Source organism: Streptomyces sp. NPDC046915, assembly GCF_040644935.1.
Taxonomy (GTDB): Bacteria; Actinomycetota; Actinomycetes; order Streptomycetales; family Streptomycetaceae; genus Streptomyces.
This window is the reverse complement of sequence record NZ_JBEYXB010000002.1, coordinates 183,002-202,864: the sequence shown is the minus strand read 5'-3', so window position 1 is coordinate 202,864 and position 19,863 is coordinate 183,002. Positions and strand designations below refer to the sequence as shown.

Below are 19,863 nucleotides of genomic sequence, written 5' to 3'. Positions count from 1 at the left end.
CAGGGGGCGCGTTTTCGCTCACACACCCGGCTGCGGCCGCCCCACGCAGAACGCCACCGTCAGGTCCCGCACCAGCGACTTGCGTTCGTAGTCGTCGAGGTCGACGAGCCCCCGCACGGTCAGCCGGGTCACCGTGTCCTCGACCGAGTCGACGACCGAGGTGAGCATGCGGGACCGCTGCTGGGCGTCCATCGCGGCGATCCGCCGGCGCTGCATCACCTCGGCGACCTCGGGCGCGTACTCGACCCGGACCGGCCGCACGGAGAACACCTCCAGGCCGACGGCCGCCGCGTCCGCGGCCACCAGCCGGGTCAGCGCGTCGCCCGCCGCCGCCACGAACGCCCGCCCGCCGTCCGGCATCTCCACCGGCACCCGGGCCAGCGCCGCCTCCACGCACTCCCGCAGATACGCCTCGTGGTCGTCGACACCGAGACAGGCCCGCGCCGTGTCCCGCACCCGCCACACCACGAGGACCACCACGCGCAGCGCCACCCCGTTGCCGTCGCCGGCCGGCATCGACTCGCTGCGCCAGTGCCGCAGCCGTACGTCGACCCGGTGCCGCCGGGTCAGCGGGTTGACCCACAGCAGGCCGGTGCGGCGCACCGTTCCTCCGTAGCGGCCGAACAGCCCGAGCACCCAGGCCCGCCCGGTCCGGCCCCGGGTGAGGCCGCCGAAGCCCAGCAGCCCGAGGGCGCCGGCCCCGGCGTACGCCGCCCACTGGGCCGGACCCACTCCCGCGGACGCCGACAGGTGCAGCGCGGGCGACGCGAACGACGGGAGGAGTCCCGCGCGCCACGAGGTGGCCAGGCACCCGGCGATCCCGCAGGCCCCGGCGAGCACCCCCGCCGCCCCGGGCAGCACCCGGGCCGGCCGTTCCACGAGGTCGGGGTCGGCCGGCGGCACCGGCCGTGTCCCGGCGGGGCCGGGCCGGCCCACCAGCCGCGGCTGCTCGCCCGTGCCCTGCCGGCGGCCCACCACGGCCGGCCGCAGCGGCACCGGCACCGGGTCGGGGTCGTCGCGGAAGAGGAGGTGGACGGGGATCTCGGTGGTGGCCTCGTTGTGGATCAGCCGGGTGGGCCTGGGCGGCTCCCCGGCGGACCCCTCGGAATCGGACGTGTGCTCGGTGGTCGTGCTCATGCGTGCCTCCAGCCTCCGCGCCAGACGCTTCACGAATGGATGGTCCCCGTGGTCGGTCCCCGTGCTTGGTCCTTGTCGCAGGGGCGGACGGTTACGAGAACAGCCGCCGCCAGGTCTCCGGCCCCGGGTAGCCGTCCGCCGCGCCGCCGCGCCAGCCCTGGGCTCGCTGGAAGGCCTCGACGGCCCGCCGGTCCGCCTCGCTCCAGCGCGCGTGGGGTCCGTCGGGGTAGTACCGGCCGAACCCCTTCTTCACCAGTCGCCGTCCGAGCCGGTCGACGTACGGGTTGTCCGCGCCCGGACGGAACAGGTTCCGGCCGGGATAGCCGGGGACGCCGTGCGAGGCGGGGGCGCCGGGTGCGATGTCCTTGCCCTTGCCGGTCGCCAGCAGCTCCCAGGTGCGCGGGCCGGGCAGCCCGTCCGCGCCCGCACCCGTCCAGCCCTGGGCGAGCTGGAAGGCCCGGGTCGCCCGCCGGTCCGCCTCGGTCCAGCGCGTGCCGGGCTGCTGGGGGTAGTACGCCCCTGCGCCCCGGGCGATCAGCATCCGGCCGAGCCGGGTGACGTACTTGTTGTCGGCGCCGGGGCCGAAGTACACCGCCCCGGGGAAGGGGGCCGGCTTCGCCTTGGCGGACGCGGGGGCCGCGTCGCCCGGCTTCGAGTCCGCCGTCGCGTCCGCCGCGGCGGTGGTCACCCCTTTGTAGCGGTAGGGGACGTACTTGTCGGAGTTGGTCCAGTAGGCGTACGGGGTGGCCTGGCGTCGGGTGTGCGGGGGTGTCTGTTCGTAGGCGGTGTAGTAGGTGTGCGTGTAGTCGGTCCAGCCGCCGAAGAGGACGACGTGCGAGCCCTTCTCCGGGTCGGCGGGGTTGTGGAAGAGCAGCATGTCGCCGGGTTGCAGCTCCTCCTTGGTGATCTTCACGCCGTACTGGTCGAGGCTGCCGGTCCATTCGTTGCTGCCCAGGTTCCAGGCCATCGAGACGTAGCCCGAGCAGTCCTGCCGGTACCCGTCGGACCAGTACTCGGTCATGCTGTACGGCACCTGCGCGGTGACCCAGGTCTTGGCCCGGTCGATGATCGCCGTGCGGGTGGTGGCGGGCGGGTCGGCCGGATCGGCGGGCTCGGCCGGTTTGCCACCGGGGCCGTGCAGCGGGGCCTTGGCACCCTGCGGGGTGCCGGGCACGTCGCCGTCCGCCGGGGCGTGGGGGCCGCCGGGCCGGTCCGGGGCGTGCGCCGCGACGAGGGCGGCGGCCGGGTGGCCCGCGCCGACGGCGGCGGCGGACGCGGCGGCGGCCACGACCAGGGACCGGCGGGCCGCCAGGTGGCCGCCGAACCGGCCGGTCAGGGCCGAGAGGGGCAGGCGCCGCCCGTGGGCGCATCCGGGGCAGTCGCAGTCGCTCGCGGGGTCGACGTCCTCGAATACCGGAGCCACCATGCGATCTGCCTCACATTCCGGGTCGATTTCCGGGTTGAAATATACGCGTTTGTGCACATTGATCAGTTTCCCAACTGTCGTCACCGTGCGCATGCTGACGGCCCGAATGATGTACGCGACACTCACCCGACCGAGGAGACCCGACCCCTTCGGCGGCACCCGACCGGCGCTCCGGTGGTCCGGAGCACCCTCCGAGGTCGGGTAGAGTTAACGACGTCAGCAGGCGCCGCTAGCTCAGTTGGTTAGAGCAGCTGACTCTTAATCAGCGGGTCCGGGGTTCGAGTCCCTGGCGGCGCACGACGACGATGGGTCTCTCGTACGAACGAGGGGCCCATCTTCTGTTTGGCCGGATACCCTCTGGCCATGGCAGCCCGAGACCTCCAGGAGCGGATCAAGAAGCTCATCGTCGACCGCAGGCTGCCCTCCGGGGCCCCGCTGCCGACCGAGCCCGAGCTGATGGCACTCCTCGGCGCCAGCCGGAACTCCGTACGCGAGGCACTGAAGGCGCTCCAGGCGATGGGCATCGTCGAGATCCGGCACGGCTTCGGCACCTACGTCGGCCCCATGTCCTTCGCACCCCTGATCGAGGGCCTCGCCTTCCGCACGGTCGCCGGGCACTACCGGGGCGAGGACTCCCTGCTCCAGTTGCTGGAGCTGCGCGAGGCGGTGGAGACCGGCCTGGTCTCACGGCTGGCCGGGCGGCTGCCGGAGGCCGACCTGGTGGAGCTGGACCGGCTGGTCGCCCGCATGGAACAGCAGGCCGAGCAGGGCGCCGGCCTGGCGGAGACCGACCGCGCGTTTCACGCCACCCTCTACCGGGGGCTGGACAACACCCTGCTGAGCGAGGTGCTCGAGGCGTTCTGGGACGCCTTCCACCGCGTCCAGCGGGACCTGGTGGAGGTGCCGCAGGACCCGCGGATCACCTGCCGCCAGCACCGGGAGATCCTGGACGCGGTGCGCTCGGGTGACTCCATAAGTGCGGAACGAGCCATAAGAGATCACTTCGGCAACATTCGCGCACGACTGTCCCCCGTAGCCGCGTTCGACCGGTGACACCACACTTCGCGACTTGCGATCATGCTGAACAGCGTAGAACCCTGGTTGTTCAACATGCCGCCGATTCGCGGTAGTTGGGGGGCGAGTAACCGGTTGTGGGGGCTACGGGATGAGGGGTCCCGTTCATGAACGGATGCCGAGGGGGGCGTCCGGCGACCGGAATGTCACGGTTCCCTGCCCTCAGGGAGTGGAAGACATGGTGACTGTGACTCACCAGGACCAAACAGACACGCGCTGACCTGCGTGTGGGGGGATGACTCATGACGTCGACGCCGACGGGCGCCCGGCATAATCACGAATCGTCACACAGTGCACACGATCGATCACAAAACGCACAACTGAGGGGGCCATCGCACCGGACCGGTACCACTGGGGTGTTCCACCGGACCAAGAAGAACCTGCCGAGATACGACTACGAGCACTACAGCCGGCTCGCCGGACCCCTCACCCAGCCGGACCCGGACAAGCCCTACCGGGTGCGCTACCGCTCACTGCTCTCGCAGGAGCCGCACCGCGTCCGCGCCGCGCTCATGCTGGGCGCGGCACCGCTGCTCTCGCTGGTCCTGCTGGGCTGGCTGCTCCAGCCCGGTCACTGGACCGAACGTGACTACCCGGCCTACGACTTCCTGCCGGCGCTGGATGTGGTGATGCTGGTCTCGATCGGTCTGATCGAGTTCTTCCGCTGCATGAACGTGCTGTCCAACGCCCACGCCACCCTGGTCGCCCGGGACCCCGTCCCGGTGGTGCCCGAGACCGGCACCCGGGTCGCCTTCATCACCACCTTCGTGCCCGGCAAGGAGCCGCTGGAGATGGTGACCAGAACCCTGGAGGCGGCCGTGCGGCTGCGCCACCGGGGCCTCCTGCACGTCTGGCTGCTCGACGAGGGCGACGACCCGGAGGTGAAGGCGGTCTGCGCGCGCCTGGGCGTGCACCACTTCACCCGCAAGGGCGTGGAGCGCTGGAACCGGCCCACGGGCCCGCACCGCGCCAGGACCAAGCACGGCAACTACAACGCCTGGCTGGAGGCGCACGGCGACGGTTACGACTTCTTCGCCTCCGTCGACACCGACCACGTGCCGCTGCCCAACTACCTGGAACGGATGCTCGGTTACTTCCGCGACCCGGACGTCGGCTTCGTCATCGGCCCGCAGGTGTACGGCAACTACGACAACTTCGTCACCAAGGCCGCCGAGTCGCAGCAGTTCCTCTTCCACGCGCTCATCCAGCGGGCCGGCAACCGGTACGGCGCCCCGATGTTCGTCGGCACGTCGAACGCCGTACGCATCAGGGCGATCAAGCAGATCGGCGGTCTGTACGACTCGATCACCGAGGACATGGCCACCGGATTCGAGATGCACCGCGCCCAGAACCCGGCCACGGGCCGCAAGTGGAGGTCCGTGTACACCCCGGACGTGCTCGCGGTCGGCGAGGGCCCGAACGCCTGGACGGACTTCTTCACCCAGCAGCTGCGCTGGTCGCGGGGGACGTACGAGACGATCCTCAAGCAGTACTGGAAGGGCTTCTTCTCGATGCCCCCGGGCAAGCTCTTCAACTACACGATGATGATCATCTTCTATCCGATGTCCGCCCTCAACTGGATCCTCGCGGCACTGAGTTGCGCCCTGTTCCTGGGCCTGGGCGCCTCGGGTGTGAACATCGACCCGACCGTGTGGCTGATGCTCTACGGCAACGCCTCCGCGCTCCAGATCGGCCTGTACATCTGGAACCGGCGGCACAACGTCTCCCCGCACGAGCCGGAGGGGTCCGGCGGGGTCGCGGGCATGGTGATGTCGGCGCTGTCGGCGCCGGTCTACGCCCGCTCGCTGATGGACGCCGTGCTGCGCCGCAGGAGCAGGTTCGTGGTGACCCCGAAGGGCGAGTCGGCCAGCCCCGACACGCTGTTCGGGACCTTCCGGATCCACTGGTTCTTCATCCTGGTCTTCGCCGGTTCGCTCGCCGCCGGCTTCGTCTTCGGCCACTCCCACCCGGCGATGACCACCTGGGCCTCCTTCGCCCTGCTGGTCACGGCCTCGCCGGTCTTCGCATGGCGGTACACGCTGTGGCGGGACAGGAAGCGGCCCACTGCCGGCACCGAGGCCACCGCCGGCACCGAGGCCACCGCGGGCACCGATGCCGCCACCGGCCCCGATGCCGTTCCCGGGCCGGCCGACCCGCAGGACGCCGTGCCCGCGGGATACACGCCGCACGCCCCGCAGCAGCGGTCCGCCCGGACCGCCGCGGGCGGGGGCGACGACCAGACCATGCAGATCGCGCTCGGTGGACTCGGGGGACGCAAGGAATGAACGACAGTGCCGGCCGCCGCCGGGCCCGTCGGTTCGCGATCGGCACGGCCGCGGTGCTCGCGCTGGCCGGGATGAACGGGCCGTGGGTGTACCGCGTCGGGAGCGAGGAGTACCACCAGTACAAGATCAACAGACCCCGCTACAAGGCCGAGAACGGCCACTGGGACATCGTCCAGTTCCCCGAGGAGTACCGCCAGGACACCATCCACGCGGCGCTCCTGCACACCGGCAAGGTGCTGCTGGTCGCCGGCTCGGGCAACAACCAGAAGAACTTCGACAAGAAGCGGTTCGACACCCGGGTCTGGGACCCCGTCAAGGGCACGATCAAGAAGATCCCCACGCCCAAGGACCTGTTCTGCACCGGCCACACCCAGCTGGCCAACGGCAACCTGCTGATCGCGGGCGGCACGAAGCGGTACGAGAAGCTCAAGGGGGACGTCACCAAGGCCGGCGGCCTGATGATCGTCCACAACGAGAACCCCGACAAGCCGATCACGCTGCCCGCGGGCACGAGGTTCACCGGCAGGGAGAACGGCAAGGCGTTCGTCTCCAAGGATCCGGTGCTGGTCCCCCGTGCGAAGAAGGTCTTCGACAAGAAGACCGGGACGTACCTGCGCAACGACCCCGGCCTCGGCCGGATCTACGTCGAGGCGCAGCGGAGCGGCACCAGGTACGAGACGGGCACCCAGGACAACTACCGCATCCGGGGCCTGACCGGCCTCGACGCGCGCAACACCTACGGCATCGCGCAGAAACTCGCCCTGGACAAGAAGGACTTCCAGGGGATCCGGGACGCCTTCGAGTTCGACCCGGTCGCCGAGAGGTACATCAAGGTCGACCCGATGAACGAGGCCCGCTGGTACCCCACACTCACCACCCTGAGCGACGGCAAGGTCCTCAGTGTCTCCGGACTCGACGACATCGGCCAGCTCGTCCCCGGGAAGAACGAGGTCTTCGACCCCGGCACCAGGAAGTGGTCCTACACGAAGAAGATCCGGCAGTTCCCGACCTATCCGGCGCTGTTCCTGATGCAGAACGGGAAGATCTTCTACTCGGGGTCCAACGCGGGCTACGGGCCGGACGACGTCGGCCGTGACCCTGGTATCTGGGACGTGGACAGCAACGAGTTCACCAAGCTGCCCGGCCTGAGCGACCCGGACAGGATGGAGACCTCCGGCACGGTGCTGCTGCCGCCGGCACAGGACGAGAAGTACCTGGTGATCGGAGGCGGCGGGGTCGGCGAGTCCAAGCTGTCCAGCAGGAGGACCCGGCTGATCGACCTGAAGGCCGCCGACCCGAGGTTCAGGGACGGGCCGTCGCTGGAGAAGGGCACCCGGTATCCGCAGTCCTCGATCCTGCCCGACGACACCGTGCTGGTGTCGGGCGGCTCCGAGGACTACCGGGGCCGCGGCGACTCCAACATCCGCCAGGCGCGGCTCTACCACCCGGACAGCAACAGCTTCACCCAGGTCGCCGACCCGCTGGTGGGCCGCAACTACCACTCCGGGTCGGTCCTGCTGCCCGACGGCCGCGTGATGTTCTTCGGCTCCGACTCGCTGTACGGGGACCGGGCCGACACCAAGCCGGGCAAGTTCGAGCAGCGGATCGAGATCTACACCCCGCCGTATCTCTACCGGAAGTCGCGGCCGGCGCTCGGTGGGGGTCCGCGGACCATCGCACGGGGAGCTTCGGGCACGTTCACCTCGCGGGACGCGGCGCGTATCAAGAAGGTGCGGTTGATCCGGCCCAGCGCGTCGACGCATGTGACGGATGTGGACCAGCGGTCCATCGCGCTGGACTTCAGGACGTCCGGGAGCAGGATCACGGTGACCGTGCCGAAGAACCGGAACCTGGTGCAGTCGGGGTGGTACATGCTGTTCGCGGACGACCGGCACGGGACGCCCAGTAAGGCCCAGTGGGTCAAGGTCCCTTAGCGGCGGTGGGCCGGTGGGGCGCCCCGCCCGGTCGGGAGGGGCGCCCCACGGGTCTTGCGACCGGGGTCCTGTGACTGGGGTCTTGTGACCGGGGCCTCGTGACCCGGGCTACTTGCTGGCCTTCGCGAGCCGCAACGCGTAACTCGCCCACCAGTCACCGGCTTTCGGGCCGCCCTTGCAGGTTCCGTCCGACTCCCCCGGACGCTTCACCCACAGGTACGCGTCCACCAGCGGGTCCGCCGTACCGGTCGTAGGGGTGTCCCCCAGTGCCCGGCCCGGCGGATTGCACCACCGTTCGGCCGGGTCGCCGCCCGTGTACGGGCCGTTGCCGTTGCGGCTGGTGTCGATGACGAAGTGCTTGCCGCCGACCTTGGCGGAGAGCTGCTTGCCGTAGGTGATGGAGTCCTGGGTGGAGTAGAAGTTGGCGACGTTGACGGCGAAGCCGTCGGCCCGGTCGATGCCCGCCCGCCGCAGGGGCTCGTGGATCTGGTCGGGGCGGCCCCAGCCGGCGTTCCCGGCGTCCAGGTACACCTTCGTGTTCTTCAGGGACTTGAGCCTGGTGACGGCGCTCTTGAGGAGGAAGTAGCGCTCCTCGCGGAACCGGTCCGGGGTGCAGCCGTCCACCAGGTGCAGGACGGCGTCGGGTTCGACGATCACCGTCGCGGCGCGGTCGCCGATGCCCCGGGCGACGGCGTCGATCCAGGCCCGGTAGGCGTCGCCGTCGGCGGCGCCTCCGCTCGAGTACTGGCCGCAGTCGCGGTGCGGGATGTCGTAGAGGACGAGCAGGGCCGTACGGTCGGACCTCTCGGCGGCCTCCGTGAAGCCCCGGGCCTCCCGCTCGGGGTTCTCGGGCCCGATCCACTCCGCGGTCGGCTGCTCGGCCATCTTCCTGATCTGCTCGGCGGCGGCCTTGTCGCCGCCCTTCTCGTAGGTGGCGACCTGCCGGGCCGCGTTCCCGTCCGGGTTCACCCAGAACGGGTCGGCGCCCTTGGGCTGTTGGGTGATCACCAGGCCCGGAGCAGCCGGTCCGTCCCCCCGCTCGGCCCCTCCCCCGGTCGAACACCCGGCGACCAGTAACGCCGCCCCCAGCACCATCGCCGACGCCCCGGCCCGTACCGGAGACAAGGCCCGTACCGAAGACAGGGCCCCCCAGCTGTCGTACATCCAATTCCCCCCTGGAGCACGGTATTTCAGGTGGCAATCGTGACATATCCGCCGTGCCGGTCACGAGGCCGGCCGAGGATGTCGGGGAGCTGTTACAGCCCGGTGGGCACGGGTAGGTGCGCGCGTGACGGATGCCTCGCAGCAGCGGCGGACGGTGAAGTGGAGGGCGCGCATGCACCACACCACCCGGGAGCTGCGGCTGGCGGCCGCGCTGGTCGAGGCGGCGGACACCCTCACCGAGGGCTTCGACACCGAGGAGTACCTGCGGCGCCTGTCCGACAACTGCGCCGAACTGCTGTCCGCCGCCGCGGCCGGGGTGATGCTCCTCGACGGCGCCGCGGCGGTGTCGCTGGCCGGGAGCAGCCGCGGCGAGGACATCGCCCTGGACCTGCTGCGGGCGCAGCGCGGCGGCGGTCCCTGCCTGGACAGTTACGGCACCGGCCGGCCGGTTCCGCCCGTGCGGATCGGGGCCGACGCTCGGTGGCCGGAGCGGTGGTCGCGGCGGTGGCCGGACTTCACCGGCGCGGCGCTCCGGCACGGCGTCGGGACCACGTTCGCGGTGCCGCTGCGCTGCCGCGGGACCCGGCTCGGGGCGCTCAACGTGTTCGCCCTGGCCGACGCGCCCGCCCCCGACGACGCGGCGGAGCTGTCGCTGGCCCAGGCCCTGGCGGACGCGGCGGCCGTCGGGCTCCAGAACCGGCGCGCGTACACCGGATACCGCACGCTGTCCGGGCAGTTGCAGCGCGCGCTGTCCAGCAGGGTGCGGATCGAGCAGGCCAAGGGCATGCTCGCCGAGCGCTGGGGCACCGGCGCCGACGAGGCCTTCACGGTGCTGCGCCAGTACGCGCGGCGCCGGCGGCTGCCGCTGGACGGGGTCGTGCGGTCGGTCCTCGAACGGTCGGCGGAGCACCCGGAGTTGCGGCCGCCGGGTGGGGAGGCGGGCGGCGGGCACGGGTAGCGGTCCCGCGGCGCTCCCTCGCGTTCGTTCCCTCTAGGCCAACGACGTCCCGCCGCTCTAGAGTCGTCACCGACGGCCCCAGCCCCCGGCCGCAGATTCACCCACCGTGGTCTCACAGACCTCCCGTGCCGTACGCCGGGTCACTCCCGCAGCCCGCGCGTGCACGGTCGAGGACCAGCCCGGTCGGCGGTCTCCGGGGGAGCGGGTCGCCGACCGGGTCAGGTGGCCGGGTCAGGTGGCCGGGCGGCGCCGGACCCCGGTGGGTGGCGCTCGCTCAGGGCCCGGTCCCCGTCAGATACGCCGACACCACCACGTTCGCCGTGTAGCTGCGGCTCGCCCGGTCGAAGGTGCCGCCGCAGGTGATCAGCCGTAGCTCCGCGCGGCCCGACTCGCGGGGACCGTAGGCCTGCTGAGCGTCGAAGCGGTCGCGGGGCAGGACCCGGACGTCGTCGACCGTGAACTCGGCGACCCGGCCGTCGCTGCGGACCACCCTCACCGTCTCGCCCGGCCGCAGCGCGCTGATCCGGTAGAAGACGGCGGGCCGGGTCTCGGTGTCCACGTGCCCCACCATCAGCGCGGTCCCGGCCGCCCCGGGCTTCGCCCCGGCCGCGTACCAGCCCACCACGCCGGCCTGGTCGAACGGCGGCGGGTCGATCGCGCCCCGCCCGTCCAGGCCACGGGCCACCACCGGCGCCTGCACACCGAGGTCGGGGATGTCGATGCGCTGCGGCAGCGCCTCGCTCAACGGCCGGGCGGCGGGCGGCAGCCCGGACCCGTCGGGGCGGCCCACCGCGGCCATGTCACCGGTGGCGGACCCGGATCTCACGGCGGGTACCTCGGTCACCTCGCGGCCCCACAGCCACAGCCCGAGCAGCAGCAGCGCCCAGGTCACGCCGGCCAGCAGGCGCCCGGTGCCGGAGGAGGGCTCGTACTCGGACATGACCGGCCGCCTCACCGCGTGCCGCGGCTCCGGCGGGCACCGAGCAGCCCGACGGCGCCCGCGGCGATACCGGCGAGGACCAGACCGGTCACCGCGTGGGCGGTACCGGGCGCGACCGCACGGGCGCCGGCCGAGGCGAGGGGGGCGGTTCCGCCGCCGCCGGCGTGGACGGGGGCGATGGGTGAGGCGGGGGCGGCGGGAGCGGCAGGCGAGACGGGGGCGGCCAGTGAGGCGGGAGCGGCGGGTGAGGCAGGAGCGGCCGGTGAGACAGGGGCGACAGGTGAGGCGGGGGCGGCGGGCTGTCCCGAGGTCCTCGCGGGGCCGACGGTGACGCTGCCGCCCACCACGTGGTCGGCGCAGGTGACCCGTACGTCGTGCGAGCCGGGCTTCAGCGAGGTGCGGATCCGGGTCTCGCCGGTGAGCGTGCCGTCGGCGCCGGTCAGCCGGGCGTTCGCGACGAACGCGTCCGAGACGGCGGTGCCGGTCGCCCCGGAGCAGCCGCTCACCCGGAGTACCACGTCGGTGCCGGGGGCGGGGGACGACGGGGCCACCGAGACAGCGGCGCCGGTGCCGCCGTCCACCGCGTGCGCGGCGTGTGCCGCCGGGGCGAACGCGACGACGGCGAGGAGTCCGGTACAGAGAGTGCAGGGAGTGCGGAGAGTGCGGGGAATACGGAGAGTGAGACGCGCTGAGCCCATCGTGGAACCTCCATGGATATCTGGAGGCTCCCCCCTACGGCGCCCCTCCGCATCCTCGGGGGGCGCCGTATTGCTCCGTACGGCGTAGGGCTTTCAGACCCGTTCCGCTCAGACCCGTTCCGCTCAGACCCGGTCGACGAGGTCCGCGATGGAGTCGACCACCTTGGACGGCCGGTACGGGAAGTCCTCGACCTGCTCGGGCCGGGTCAGGCCGGTGAGCACCAGGAAGGTCTGCATCCCGGCCTCCATGCCGGCCAGTACGTCGGTGTCCATGCGGTCGCCGATCATCGCGCTGGTCTCGGAGTGGGCGCCGAGGGTGTTGAGGCCGGTACGCATCATCAGCGGGTTCGGCTTGCCGGCGAAGTACGGCTTCTTGCCCGTCGCCTTGGTGATCAGCGCGGCGACGGCACCGGTCGCGGGCAGCGGGCCCTCGGCGGAGGGGCCGGTCTCGTCCGGGTTGGTGCAGATGAAGCGGGCGCCGTCGTTGATCAGGCGCACGGCCTTGGTCATGGCCTCGAAGGAGTAGGTGCGGGTCTCGCCGAGGACCACGTAGTCGGGCTCGTGGTCGGTCAGGATGTAGCCGATGTCGTGCAGCGCGGTGGTCATCCCCGCCTCGCCGATCACGTACGCCGAGCCGCAGGGCCGCTGGTCGTCGAGGAACTTGGCGGTGGCCAGCGCCGACGTCCAGATGTTCTCGATCGGCACGTCCAGGCCCATGCGCGCGAGGCGGGCGTGCAGGTCGCGCGGGGTGTACATCGAGTTGTTGGTCAGCACAAGGAAGGGCTTCCCGGACTCGCGCAGCTTCTTCAGGAAGGCATCGGCGCCGGGGATCGGAACGCCCTCGTGGATGAGCACTCCGTCCATGTCGGTGAGCCAGGACTCGATGGGCTTGCGGTCTGCCATGGGCCGTCTCCTGCCGTACAGGGTGCTGCGTGGGCCCCAGCCTAAACACACCTCCGATCTTGCGGGAACGGCCTGCTCACTGTGTGGTCGCTCGGCCTCAGCGCCTGCGCCGCGTGAGCAGCAGCACCCCGCCGACGACGAGCAGGACGGCGGTGGCCGCGAGCGCGCCGTAGGGGGTGCCCAGGCCGGTGCGGGCGAGTTCGTCGGCGAAGGGGAGGTCGCTGAGGGGGGCGGGGGGCGGGGAGGCGAGGGACGGCGAAGGAGACCGTGAGGGGGAGGGCGAGGAGGCGGAGGAAAGAGAGGAGGACGTGGAGGAGGACGTAGAGGACGACGGGGAGGCGGACGGGGAGACGACGAGTCCGGGGATCGGGGTCAGGGCGGGGGGCGGTGTGGCGGTGGAGGTGAGGGCTGGGCCAGGGGTCGCGGCCGACGTGGTGCCGGCGGGCGGCTCGGGGGCGGGTTCGGTGTCGATCCCGAACCGGTAGTCACCGGACTCGCCCAGCCACTCGCCGTCGTCACCCCGCCGTTCCACCACGGCGGCCTTGGCGGTGACCTCGTTCGGTACGGCGTCGGAGGTGACCATGAGCCTGACCTTCACGGAGACGGTCTTGCCCGGACCCACGGCGAACCCCGGGAACCCGTCGTCGAAGGCCCCCACCAGCTCGTCCTCGTCGGTGCTCTCGAACTGGACCGGGTGGGCGCGCGAACCGTCGTAGAACTCCATCCGGGCCTGCTCGGGCTTCAGGGCCCGCTTCTCGTCGACGAGCACGACGACCGGGTGTACGGCGGTGCAGGCGCGGTCGGTGGTGTTGGTGAGGTCGATGTACCAGGTGCCGAATCCTCCGCCGGCCTCGTACGACGTGGGCCCGCCGCGAATCCGGGCCCCGAGCGGGAAGTCCCGCCCCTCGGACCCGGCACAGTCAAGACCGGCCTCCCGTCCGTGCGCCGGCCCCACGGGGCCCAGAACGACGGCGGCGGCCGCGGCGAGGCCAAGGGGCAGGGTCGTACGCAGTCGCATAACACATAACCCACCCACCCAGACCGCCACACAAACAACGCCACACCGCCCCACCCCCGAACGGCCCCCGACTTCCCCCCGTTCAGCGGCGGCACCCGCAGAGCCCACCCAGCTGCGGGCGAGTCGTGCCGCCGACGCAGCCACGCACCCACCTAGCTGCGGGCAGTCGTGCCGCTGGGGCGGCACGGGTGGGCGCAGCGGCACCCCGCAACGCCGGGCCGCGCAACCCTCACCCCGGCAGCAACCCCGGACGCCCCATCAACCCCGGCCCAGCAAACCCCCGCCACCCCCAACCCGTCACCCATCCACCCGCCCGAACAACCGCCCCAGCAACAACTGCGCCGCCCCCTCAGCCACCCCCCACCCCTCATCGCCGAAGGCAACCCGCACGGGCACCCCCACCGCCCCCTCCCGCCGAGCCCGCTCCCCCAGCACCGCCCCGACCCCGTCGACGAAGACCTCCGGCGCCCCCTCCACCGTCCGCCCGCCCAACAGCACCGCGTCGATGTCGAGCAGCCCCACCAGATTCGCCGCCCCCGCCCCGAGCACCCGCGCCGCCTCCCCCATCTCGCCACGCGCCACGGCCCCGAGGCACAGCACCTCCACGCACCCCCGGTTCCCGCACCCGCACACGGGCCCGTCGAGCTGGATCACCTGGTGCCCGAACTCCCCGGCCCCGGTCCGCGCCCCCCGGTGCACGCTCCCCCCGATCACCAGCCCGGCCCCCAGCCCCGTACCGAGATGCAGATACGCGAAGGAGCCAACAGAACCCGATCCGACCGAACCCGAACCCGAACCCGAAACAACCGAACCAGAGCCCTCGGCCCCCACCCCCCGCACCGCCAGCCCCAGCGCAGCGGCATTCGTGTCCTTGTCGACCACCACCGGCACCCCCAGCCGCCCGGCCAGCACCTCCCGCAGGGGAAACCCGTCCCACTCCGGGAACCCGGTGACCCGCCGCAGTACACCCCGTGCGTGATCGAGCGGCCCGGGCAGCGCGACCCCGACCCCGAGCACGGACGCCCCCGACTCGGACAGCAACTCCCCCACCTGCCCGGCCACGGCGTCGACGACCGCCTCCGCCCCGTCCCCCGGCCGGAGGTCGAGCGGCACCCGGCGCCCGGTCACCACGGCCCCCGCCAGATCGCACAGCACCACCCGCAGCTCGTCCCGGTCGAGATGCGCCCCCACCGCGTGCCCGGCCCCCGGCACCAGCCGCAGCACGGTCCGCGGCTTGCCCCCGGTGGACGCCCGCCGCCCGGCCTCCACCGCGAGCCCCTCCTCGCGCAACCGCGCGGTGATCTTGCTGACGGCCTGCGGGGTCAGCCCGGTCCGCTCGGCCAGCTCCAGCCTGCTGATCCCCTCGACCCCGGCGGTACGCAGCAGATCCAGCACCAGCGCGGTGTTGTGGCTGCGCACCGCGAGCAGGTTCGCCCCCGCCGGCCCGCCGCTCCTCGTCCTGTTCACGCGACCCATTCTCCCCACCGCTTGCACTTTGGCAACAGCGTTGCGAAAGTGGGACCCATGACTGGTACCCCTCTCCGCGTCGGCCTCATCGGCTACGGCCTCGCGGGCTCCGTCTTCCACGCCCCGCTGATCGCCGCCACCGAGGGCCTCGCGCTCGACACGGTGGTCACCTCGAACCCCGAACGGCAGGAGCAGGCGAGGGCCGAGTTCCCGGACGTCCGCGTCGCCGCCGCCCCCGGCGAACTGTTCGACCGCGCCGACGAGCTGGACCTGATCGTCATCGCCTCCCCGAACAAGACGCACGTCCCGCTGGCCACCACCGCCCTCAAGGCCGGCCTGCCGGTGGTCGTGGACAAGCCGGTCGCGGGCACGGCGGCCGAGGCTCGCGAGCTCGCCGCCCTCGCCGAGGAGCGCGGCCTGCTGCTGTCGGTCTTCCAGAACCGGCGCTGGGACAACGACTTCCTGACCCTGCGCAAACTCCTGGACGAGGGCGAGCTCGGCGACGCCTGGCGGTTCGAGTCCCGCTTCGAGCGCTGGCGCCCGCAGCCCAAGGGCGGCTGGCGCGAGTCCGGCGACCCGGCAGAGATCGGAGGTCTGCTGTACGACCTCGGCAGCCATGTCGTCGACCAGGCCCTCGTCCTGTTCGGCCCGGCCACCCAGGTGTACGCCGAGTCGGACATCCGCCGCCCCGGCGCCGAGACCGACGACGACACCTTCATCGCGCTGACCCACGCGAGCGGTGTCCGCTCCCACCTCCACGTCTCCGCCACCGCCGCCCAGCTCGGCCCCCGCTTCCGCGTACTGGGCTCGCGCGCGGGCTATGTGAAGTACGGCCTGGACCCGCAGGAGGCGGCCCTGCGGGAGGGGCGGCGGCCCGGCTCCGACTGGGGTACGGAACCCGAGTCCCTGTGGGGCCGCCTCGGCGCCGGCGAATCCCCGCTGACCGGCGGCGGCACCCCCGTACCGACCCTGGCCGGCGACTACCCCGCCTACTACGCGGCCGTGGCCGAGGCCCTGACCGGCGCCGGCCCCAACCCGGTGACCGCGCTGGAGGCGGCCGCCGCCCTCGACGTACTGGAGGCGGCCCGGCGCTCGGCCCGCGACGGTGTGGCGGTGGCACTGTGACCGACCGCCCGCGGATCACCCCGAAGTTCGCCCCCGAGCTCACCCCGTCGGTCGAGGAACTGGAGGCACAGGAACGCCGGCTGGTCTTCCGGCGGTTCACCCACGAGGACGCCTGGACCCTGGGCTCCCTCCTGGTGGACCTGGCCAGGGAGCGCCAGGCCCCGGTGGCCATCGACATCCACCGCGCCGGCCAGCAGCTCTTCCACGCGGCCCTGCCCGGCTCGACCCCCGACAACGACGCCTGGATCGCCCGCAAGCGCCGTGTGGTGGAGCGCTACGGCTCCGCGTCGTACCTGGTCGGCGCCCGCTTCCGGGCCAAGGGCACGACGTTCGAGGAATCCTCCCGCCTCGACCCCGACGCGTACGCCGCCCACGGCGGCTCGTTCCCGGTCAACGTCGAGGGTGTGGGCGTGATCGGCACGGTGACCGTGTCCGGGCTGCCCCAGTTGCAGGACCACCGGCTCGTGGTGGAGGCCCTGGAGCGGTTCCTGGGCCGGGATTAACTGGATGCCCCCTCCGGTTGGCACCGTCACAGGGGCCGTCACGGCACCACGCCCGACCGGAGGGAGCACAACCCGATGAGCGTCACCGCACTGAAGGAGACCGTCGGACGGTACGGCGTCTGGAGCGTCGGCCTCCGCTCGGAGGACCCCGCCCGGCGCGGCGAACTGGGCGAGGCCGCGGCGGAGCTGGAGGAACTCGGCTACGGAACCGCGTGGCTCGGCGGCAGCAGCGCCGCCCACCACGCCGTACCGCTCCTGGAGGCCACCGGCACCCTCGTCGTCGGCACCAGCATCCAGAGCATCTGGCAGTACGACGCCGGGGCCGGCGCGGCGGGCTTCGCCGAGGTGGACCGGGCCCACCCCGGCCGCTTCCTCCTCGGCCTGGGCGTCAGCCACGCCAAGCTCGCCGACCAGTACCGCCGCCCGTACTCGGCGCTGGTCTCCTACCTCGACGCCCTCGACGAGGCCGGAGTACCCGCCGGGCGCCGCGTGCTGGCCGCCCTCGGCCCGAAGACCCTCGAGCTGTCCCGCGACCGGGCGGCGGGCGCGGTGCCGTACCTGGTCACGGCCGAGCACACCGCGCAGGCCCGCGAAATCCTGGGCGCGGAGCCCCTGCTGGCCCCCGAGCTCAAGGTCGTCCTGGAGACCGACCCGGCCCGCGCCCGCTCCCTGGCCCGCGAGAGCCTCGCCCTTTACCTCACCCTCCCGAACTACACCAACAACTTCCTCCGCCACGGCTTCACCGAGGACGACCTGGCCGACGGCGGCAGCGACCGCCTGATCGACGCGGTGTTCGCCTGGGGCGACGAGAACCGCATCCGCGAGCGGATCAACACCTTCCACGCGGCGGGCGCGGACCACATCGCCCTCCAGGTGGTGGACGGAGGCCCGAGGGACGGCTTGCAGAGGGAAGCCTGGCGGCGGCTGGCTTCGCTACTGGCGTGACCGGTCCAACCTAAGGGGCGCGGGGAACTGCGCGACCAGCCCCCACAACCCGCACCCGAAAGACCACCCGCCGTCCCCCACTCCCCCTGCGGAGCGCCTACGCGTCCTTGAACGACTGGCGCTGGCGCCCGAGCCCCTCGATCTCCAGCTCGACGACGTCCCCGGCGCGGAGGAAGGGCTTGGGCTCGGGCCGCCCCAGCGCGACTCCCGCCGGCGTACCGGTGTTGATCACATCCCCGGGATACAGGGTCATGAACTGACTGACGTACCGCACGACTTCGGCGACGGGGAAGATCTGCTCGGCGGTGTTCCCGTCCTGCTTCAGCTCCCCGTTCACCCACAACTTCAGCGCCAGCCCCTGCGGTTCGGGCACCTCGTCCGCCGTCACCAGCCACGGTCCGAGCGGGTTGAACGTCTCGCAGTTCTTCCCCTTGTCCCAGGTCCCGCCGCGCTCTATCTGGAACTCCCGCTCGGACACGTCGTGCGCCACCGCGTACCCGGCGACATGCGCGAGCGCCTCCTCGTGCGACCCCAGGTAGCGGGCGGTACGCCCGATCACGACCGCGAGCTCCACCTCCCAGTCGGTCTTGGTGGACCCGCGGGGGACGAGCACGGTGTCGTAGGGGCCGACCACCGTGTCCGCGGCCTTGAAGAAGATGACCGGCTCGGCGGGCGGCTCGGCCCCGGTCTCGCGGGCGTGGTCGTGGTAGTTGAGCCCGATGCACACGATCTTGCCGATCCGCCCCAGCGGCGGCCCGACCCGCAGCCCGGTCGCGTCCAGCACGGGCAGCTCCCCGGCGTCGGCGGCGGCCCGGATCCGGCCGAGCGCGGCGTCGTCGGCGAGCAGCGCCCCGTCGATGTCCGGCACGATCCCCGACAGGTCCCGCAGGTTCCCCTCGGCGTCCCGCAGCGCGGGCCGCTCCGCCCCCGCCGTACCGACTCGCAGCAGCTTCATGGTCACCATCTCCCTCGATCGCGGGCGCCCGCCCGATGTGTGCAGCCATCGGAGGACTGGTCGATCCTCCAAGCCGAATGTCCAGTCCGCAAGACCCTGTTCACGAACTGGACCGTAACCGGAAGGGCCAGGGCCGGATCCGGACCGCTCAGCGGTACAGCGCCGCCCGCTCCACCGCGCTCCACGCCGTACTGGTCACCACGTACAGGGCGGCGGCCAGCGGCACCACGGCGACCGTGACGAGGGTGAAGAAGGACATGAACGGCATGACCTTGTTGACCGCTCCGAGGCCGGGTATCTGCTCGCCGGCGCCCCCGCCGACGGCGACCGGGTTCTTCGCCGTCGGCGCCGCCGTCGCCCCCACCGCGGCGGTCACGGTCGCCGCCGCCATCGTCCGCTTCGTACGGCGGTAGTTGAACACGGCAATGACCGCGACGACCACGAAGAGCCCGAGGTAGACCAGCCCGGCCGCGCCGAACACCCCTCCGTCGCCCAGCGCGTCCGCCCATCGTCCGCCGAGCGGCGCGGCGAACAGCTGGTGCGCCAGCAGCCCGTTGCTCTCTCCGCCGACCGTCGGGTTGGAGAACAGGTGGTAGAGGAGGAAGAAGGCGGGCAGCTGGAGCAGGCTGGGCAGGCAGCCGGACAGCGGCGACACCTTCTCCTCGGCGTGCAGTTCGAGGATCGCCTTCTGCAGCTTCTCCGGGTTCTTCCCGTATCTCTTCCGCAGCTCGGCGACCTGCGGCTGGAGCGCGGTCCGGGCGCGCTGCCCGCGCGCGGCGGCCCGGGAGAGGGGATGGACGAGGAGTCGTACGAGCGCGGTGAACAGGACGATCGCGGCAGCCGCCGCGGAGGCGTGGAAGAGAGGCTGGAGCAGGTCGGCGAGCTGCTCGACGAGATGCGCGAAAACGGACATGGGTGAGCCCTCCGTGGGTCACGTCGTGCCGGAGTGGAGACGGGCATGGCGGCATGACGACCCGCGCGGGGTCACGGATGTGGGAGTGCTCGCCCTACGCGGTGGTCGTCGCGAGGGCGTACCCGGGCGCCCGGGGCCTGCGGCGGCCCCGGGCATCCGGGTCGCGCTGCGGCAGGAACGCCGTACGCCGGGCCCGGTCGCGTATGGCCGTACGTATTCGCGTGGGCGGCACGGCGGGCGCGCAGCGCGCGGCCACCAGGGAACAGGCGGCGAGCGCGGCCCCGGCCGCGGCGGTGGCGGCGAGCGCGACGGTGGTGAAGAGGCTGCCGGTGTCGAGCAGCGCGACGGAGAGCAGGAAGAGCAGCAGCCCGACGGCAGGGCGGGCGACAGCCCAGTGCCGCATACGCATCATCGACCG

The 19,863-nt window shown here is 72.3% G+C and carries 18 protein-coding genes and 1 tRNA gene; 8 read left to right on the top strand and 11 right to left on the bottom strand.

Annotated features, from left to right (window positions below):
• Window positions 1–18: 18 nt before the first annotated feature.
• Window positions 19–1,137: an SPFH domain-containing protein gene (locus ABZ915_RS05685; protein WP_361796351.1), complete on the bottom strand. Its 1,119-nt coding sequence runs from the start codon at window positions 1,135–1,137 to the stop codon at window positions 19–21.
• Between the two features lie 91 nt (window positions 1,138–1,228).
• Window positions 1,229–2,563, bottom strand: a complete 1,335-nt coding sequence (locus ABZ915_RS05680; RefSeq protein WP_361796348.1) for a peptidoglycan-binding protein — start codon at window positions 2,561–2,563, stop codon at window positions 1,229–1,231.
• A gap of 223 nt (window positions 2,564–2,786) precedes the next feature.
• Between ABZ915_RS05680 and ABZ915_RS05675 the strand changes: the two genes are divergently transcribed.
• The 4 genes from ABZ915_RS05675 (at window position 2,787) to ABZ915_RS05660 (ending at window position 7,856) form a co-directional block, all read left to right on the top strand.
• A tRNA-Lys gene (locus ABZ915_RS05675) sits at window positions 2,787–2,860 on the top strand.
• Window positions 2,861–2,926: 66 nt separating this feature from the next.
• Window positions 2,927–3,616, top strand: a complete 690-nt coding sequence (locus tag ABZ915_RS05670; RefSeq protein WP_361796345.1) for a FadR/GntR family transcriptional regulator — start codon at window positions 2,927–2,929, stop codon at window positions 3,614–3,616.
• 263 nt (window positions 3,617–3,879) lie between these two features.
• Window positions 3,880–5,922, top strand: coding sequence for a glycosyltransferase family 2 protein (locus ABZ915_RS05665; RefSeq protein WP_361796342.1), 2,043 nt, complete (start codon window positions 3,880–3,882; stop codon window positions 5,920–5,922).
• Entirely contained in the window at window positions 5,919–7,856 is a 1,938-nt protein-coding gene (locus tag ABZ915_RS05660; RefSeq protein ID WP_361796339.1) for a kelch motif-containing protein, read from the top strand. The genes ABZ915_RS05665 and ABZ915_RS05660 overlap by 4 nt, the downstream gene beginning before the upstream one ends.
• A 108-nt stretch (window positions 7,857–7,964) precedes the next feature.
• Here the strand turns inward: ABZ915_RS05660 and ABZ915_RS05655 are convergent, their stop codons facing one another.
• Window positions 7,965–9,020, bottom strand: coding sequence for a glycoside hydrolase family 6 protein (locus ABZ915_RS05655; protein WP_361796336.1), 1,056 nt, complete (start codon window positions 9,018–9,020; stop codon window positions 7,965–7,967).
• Window positions 9,021–9,192: 172 nt separating this feature from the next.
• On the opposite strand from ABZ915_RS05655, the gene ABZ915_RS05650 reads away from it, so the two are divergent.
• The gene (locus ABZ915_RS05650) at window positions 9,193–9,978 is read left to right on the top strand and encodes an ANTAR domain-containing protein (RefSeq protein ID WP_361796333.1); all 786 of its coding nucleotides are present in this window, start codon (window positions 9,193–9,195) and stop codon (window positions 9,976–9,978) included.
• A 274-nt stretch (window positions 9,979–10,252) separates the two neighbouring features.
• Here the strand turns inward: ABZ915_RS05650 and ABZ915_RS05645 are convergent, their stop codons facing one another.
• The 5 genes from ABZ915_RS05645 to ABZ915_RS05625 form a co-directional block, all read right to left on the bottom strand.
• Window positions 10,253–10,918 (bottom strand): class F sortase, encoded by a 666-nt coding sequence (locus ABZ915_RS05645; RefSeq protein WP_361796330.1) that lies wholly within the window; start codon window positions 10,916–10,918, stop codon window positions 10,253–10,255.
• Between the two features lie 11 nt (window positions 10,919–10,929).
• Window positions 10,930–11,616, bottom strand: coding sequence for a hypothetical protein (locus ABZ915_RS05640; protein ID WP_361796327.1), 687 nt, complete (start codon window positions 11,614–11,616; stop codon window positions 10,930–10,932).
• 123 nt (window positions 11,617–11,739) lie between these two features.
• On the bottom strand, window positions 11,740–12,519 hold the full coding sequence (locus ABZ915_RS05635) for an HAD-IIA family hydrolase (RefSeq protein WP_361796324.1): 780 nt from the start codon (window positions 12,517–12,519) through the stop codon (window positions 11,740–11,742).
• Between the two features lie 97 nt (window positions 12,520–12,616).
• Entirely contained in the window at window positions 12,617–13,537 is a 921-nt protein-coding gene (locus ABZ915_RS05630) for a hypothetical protein (RefSeq protein WP_361796321.1), read from the bottom strand.
• A 297-nt stretch (window positions 13,538–13,834) separates the two neighbouring features.
• The gene (locus ABZ915_RS05625) at window positions 13,835–15,013 is read right to left on the bottom strand and encodes an ROK family transcriptional regulator (protein WP_361796318.1); all 1,179 of its coding nucleotides are present in this window, start codon (window positions 15,011–15,013) and stop codon (window positions 13,835–13,837) included.
• Window positions 15,014–15,061: 48 nt separating this feature from the next.
• Between ABZ915_RS05625 and ABZ915_RS05620 the strand changes: the two genes are divergently transcribed.
• The 3 genes from ABZ915_RS05620 (at window position 15,062) to ABZ915_RS05610 (ending at window position 17,577) form a co-directional block, all read left to right on the top strand.
• The gene (locus tag ABZ915_RS05620) at window positions 15,062–16,129 is read left to right on the top strand and encodes a Gfo/Idh/MocA family oxidoreductase (RefSeq protein WP_361796315.1); all 1,068 of its coding nucleotides are present in this window, start codon (window positions 15,062–15,064) and stop codon (window positions 16,127–16,129) included.
• Window positions 16,126–16,632 (top strand): heme-degrading domain-containing protein, encoded by a 507-nt coding sequence (locus ABZ915_RS05615; RefSeq protein WP_361796312.1) that lies wholly within the window; start codon window positions 16,126–16,128, stop codon window positions 16,630–16,632. The genes ABZ915_RS05620 and ABZ915_RS05615 overlap by 4 nt, the downstream gene beginning before the upstream one ends.
• A 75-nt stretch (window positions 16,633–16,707) precedes the next feature.
• Window positions 16,708–17,577: an LLM class F420-dependent oxidoreductase gene (locus ABZ915_RS05610; RefSeq protein ID WP_361796309.1), complete on the top strand. Its 870-nt coding sequence runs from the start codon at window positions 16,708–16,710 to the stop codon at window positions 17,575–17,577.
• A gap of 97 nt (window positions 17,578–17,674) precedes the next feature.
• Here ABZ915_RS05610 and ABZ915_RS05605 read toward each other — a convergent pair whose 3' ends face one another.
• The 3 genes from ABZ915_RS05605 to ABZ915_RS05595 all read right to left on the bottom strand — a co-directional run bounded on the left by ABZ915_RS05605 (window position 17,675) and on the right by ABZ915_RS05595 (window position 19,857).
• On the bottom strand, window positions 17,675–18,532 hold the full coding sequence (locus tag ABZ915_RS05605) for a fumarylacetoacetate hydrolase family protein (RefSeq protein WP_361796306.1): 858 nt from the start codon (window positions 18,530–18,532) through the stop codon (window positions 17,675–17,677).
• Between the two features lie 148 nt (window positions 18,533–18,680).
• Window positions 18,681–19,445 carry a membrane protein insertase YidC gene (yidC, locus tag ABZ915_RS05600; protein WP_361796303.1) on the bottom strand — a complete coding sequence of 255 codons (765 nt, stop codon included), beginning with the start codon at window positions 19,443–19,445 and terminating at the stop codon, window positions 18,681–18,683.
• A gap of 94 nt (window positions 19,446–19,539) precedes the next feature.
• Complete coding sequence (locus tag ABZ915_RS05595) at window positions 19,540–19,857, bottom strand: DUF6412 domain-containing protein (protein WP_361796300.1); 318 nt, start codon at window positions 19,855–19,857, stop codon at window positions 19,540–19,542.
• Between the last annotated feature and the right edge of the window lie 6 nt (window positions 19,858–19,863).

Excerpts from the sequence above, each read along its gene's own strand:
- ABZ915_RS05685 (WP_361796351.1), bottom strand. The coding sequence starts at position 1,137 with ATGAGCACGACCACCGAGCACACGTCCGATTCCGAGGGGTCCGCCGGG.
- ABZ915_RS05680 (WP_361796348.1), bottom strand. The coding sequence starts at position 2,563 with ATGGTGGCTCCGGTATTCGAGGACGTCGACCCCGCGAGCGACTGCGAC.
- ABZ915_RS05670 (WP_361796345.1), top strand. The coding sequence starts at position 2,927 with ATGGCAGCCCGAGACCTCCAGGAGCGGATCAAGAAGCTCATCGTCGAC.
- ABZ915_RS05665 (WP_361796342.1), top strand. The coding sequence starts at position 3,880 with ATGACGTCGACGCCGACGGGCGCCCGGCATAATCACGAATCGTCACAC.
- ABZ915_RS05660 (WP_361796339.1), top strand. The coding sequence starts at position 5,919 with ATGAACGACAGTGCCGGCCGCCGCCGGGCCCGTCGGTTCGCGATCGGC.
- ABZ915_RS05655 (WP_361796336.1), bottom strand. The coding sequence starts at position 9,020 with ATGTACGACAGCTGGGGGGCCCTGTCTTCGGTACGGGCCTTGTCTCCG.
- ABZ915_RS05650 (WP_361796333.1), top strand. The coding sequence starts at position 9,193 with ATGCACCACACCACCCGGGAGCTGCGGCTGGCGGCCGCGCTGGTCGAG.
- ABZ915_RS05645 (WP_361796330.1), bottom strand. The coding sequence starts at position 10,918 with ATGTCCGAGTACGAGCCCTCCTCCGGCACCGGGCGCCTGCTGGCCGGC.
- ABZ915_RS05640 (WP_361796327.1), bottom strand. The coding sequence starts at position 11,616 with ATGGGCTCAGCGCGTCTCACTCTCCGTATTCCCCGCACTCTCCGCACT.
- ABZ915_RS05635 (WP_361796324.1), bottom strand. The coding sequence starts at position 12,519 with ATGGCAGACCGCAAGCCCATCGAGTCCTGGCTCACCGACATGGACGGA.
- ABZ915_RS05630 (WP_361796321.1), bottom strand. The coding sequence starts at position 13,537 with ATGCGACTGCGTACGACCCTGCCCCTTGGCCTCGCCGCGGCCGCCGCC.
- ABZ915_RS05625 (WP_361796318.1), bottom strand. The coding sequence starts at position 15,013 with ATGGGTCGCGTGAACAGGACGAGGAGCGGCGGGCCGGCGGGGGCGAAC.
- ABZ915_RS05620 (WP_361796315.1), top strand. The coding sequence starts at position 15,062 with ATGACTGGTACCCCTCTCCGCGTCGGCCTCATCGGCTACGGCCTCGCG.
- ABZ915_RS05610 (WP_361796309.1), top strand. The coding sequence starts at position 16,708 with ATGAGCGTCACCGCACTGAAGGAGACCGTCGGACGGTACGGCGTCTGG.
- ABZ915_RS05605 (WP_361796306.1), bottom strand. The coding sequence starts at position 18,532 with ATGAAGCTGCTGCGAGTCGGTACGGCGGGGGCGGAGCGGCCCGCGCTG.
- yidC (WP_361796303.1), bottom strand. The coding sequence starts at position 19,445 with ATGTCCGTTTTCGCGCATCTCGTCGAGCAGCTCGCCGACCTGCTCCAG.
- ABZ915_RS05595 (WP_361796300.1), bottom strand. The coding sequence starts at position 19,857 with ATGATGCGTATGCGGCACTGGGCTGTCGCCCGCCCTGCCGTCGGGCTG.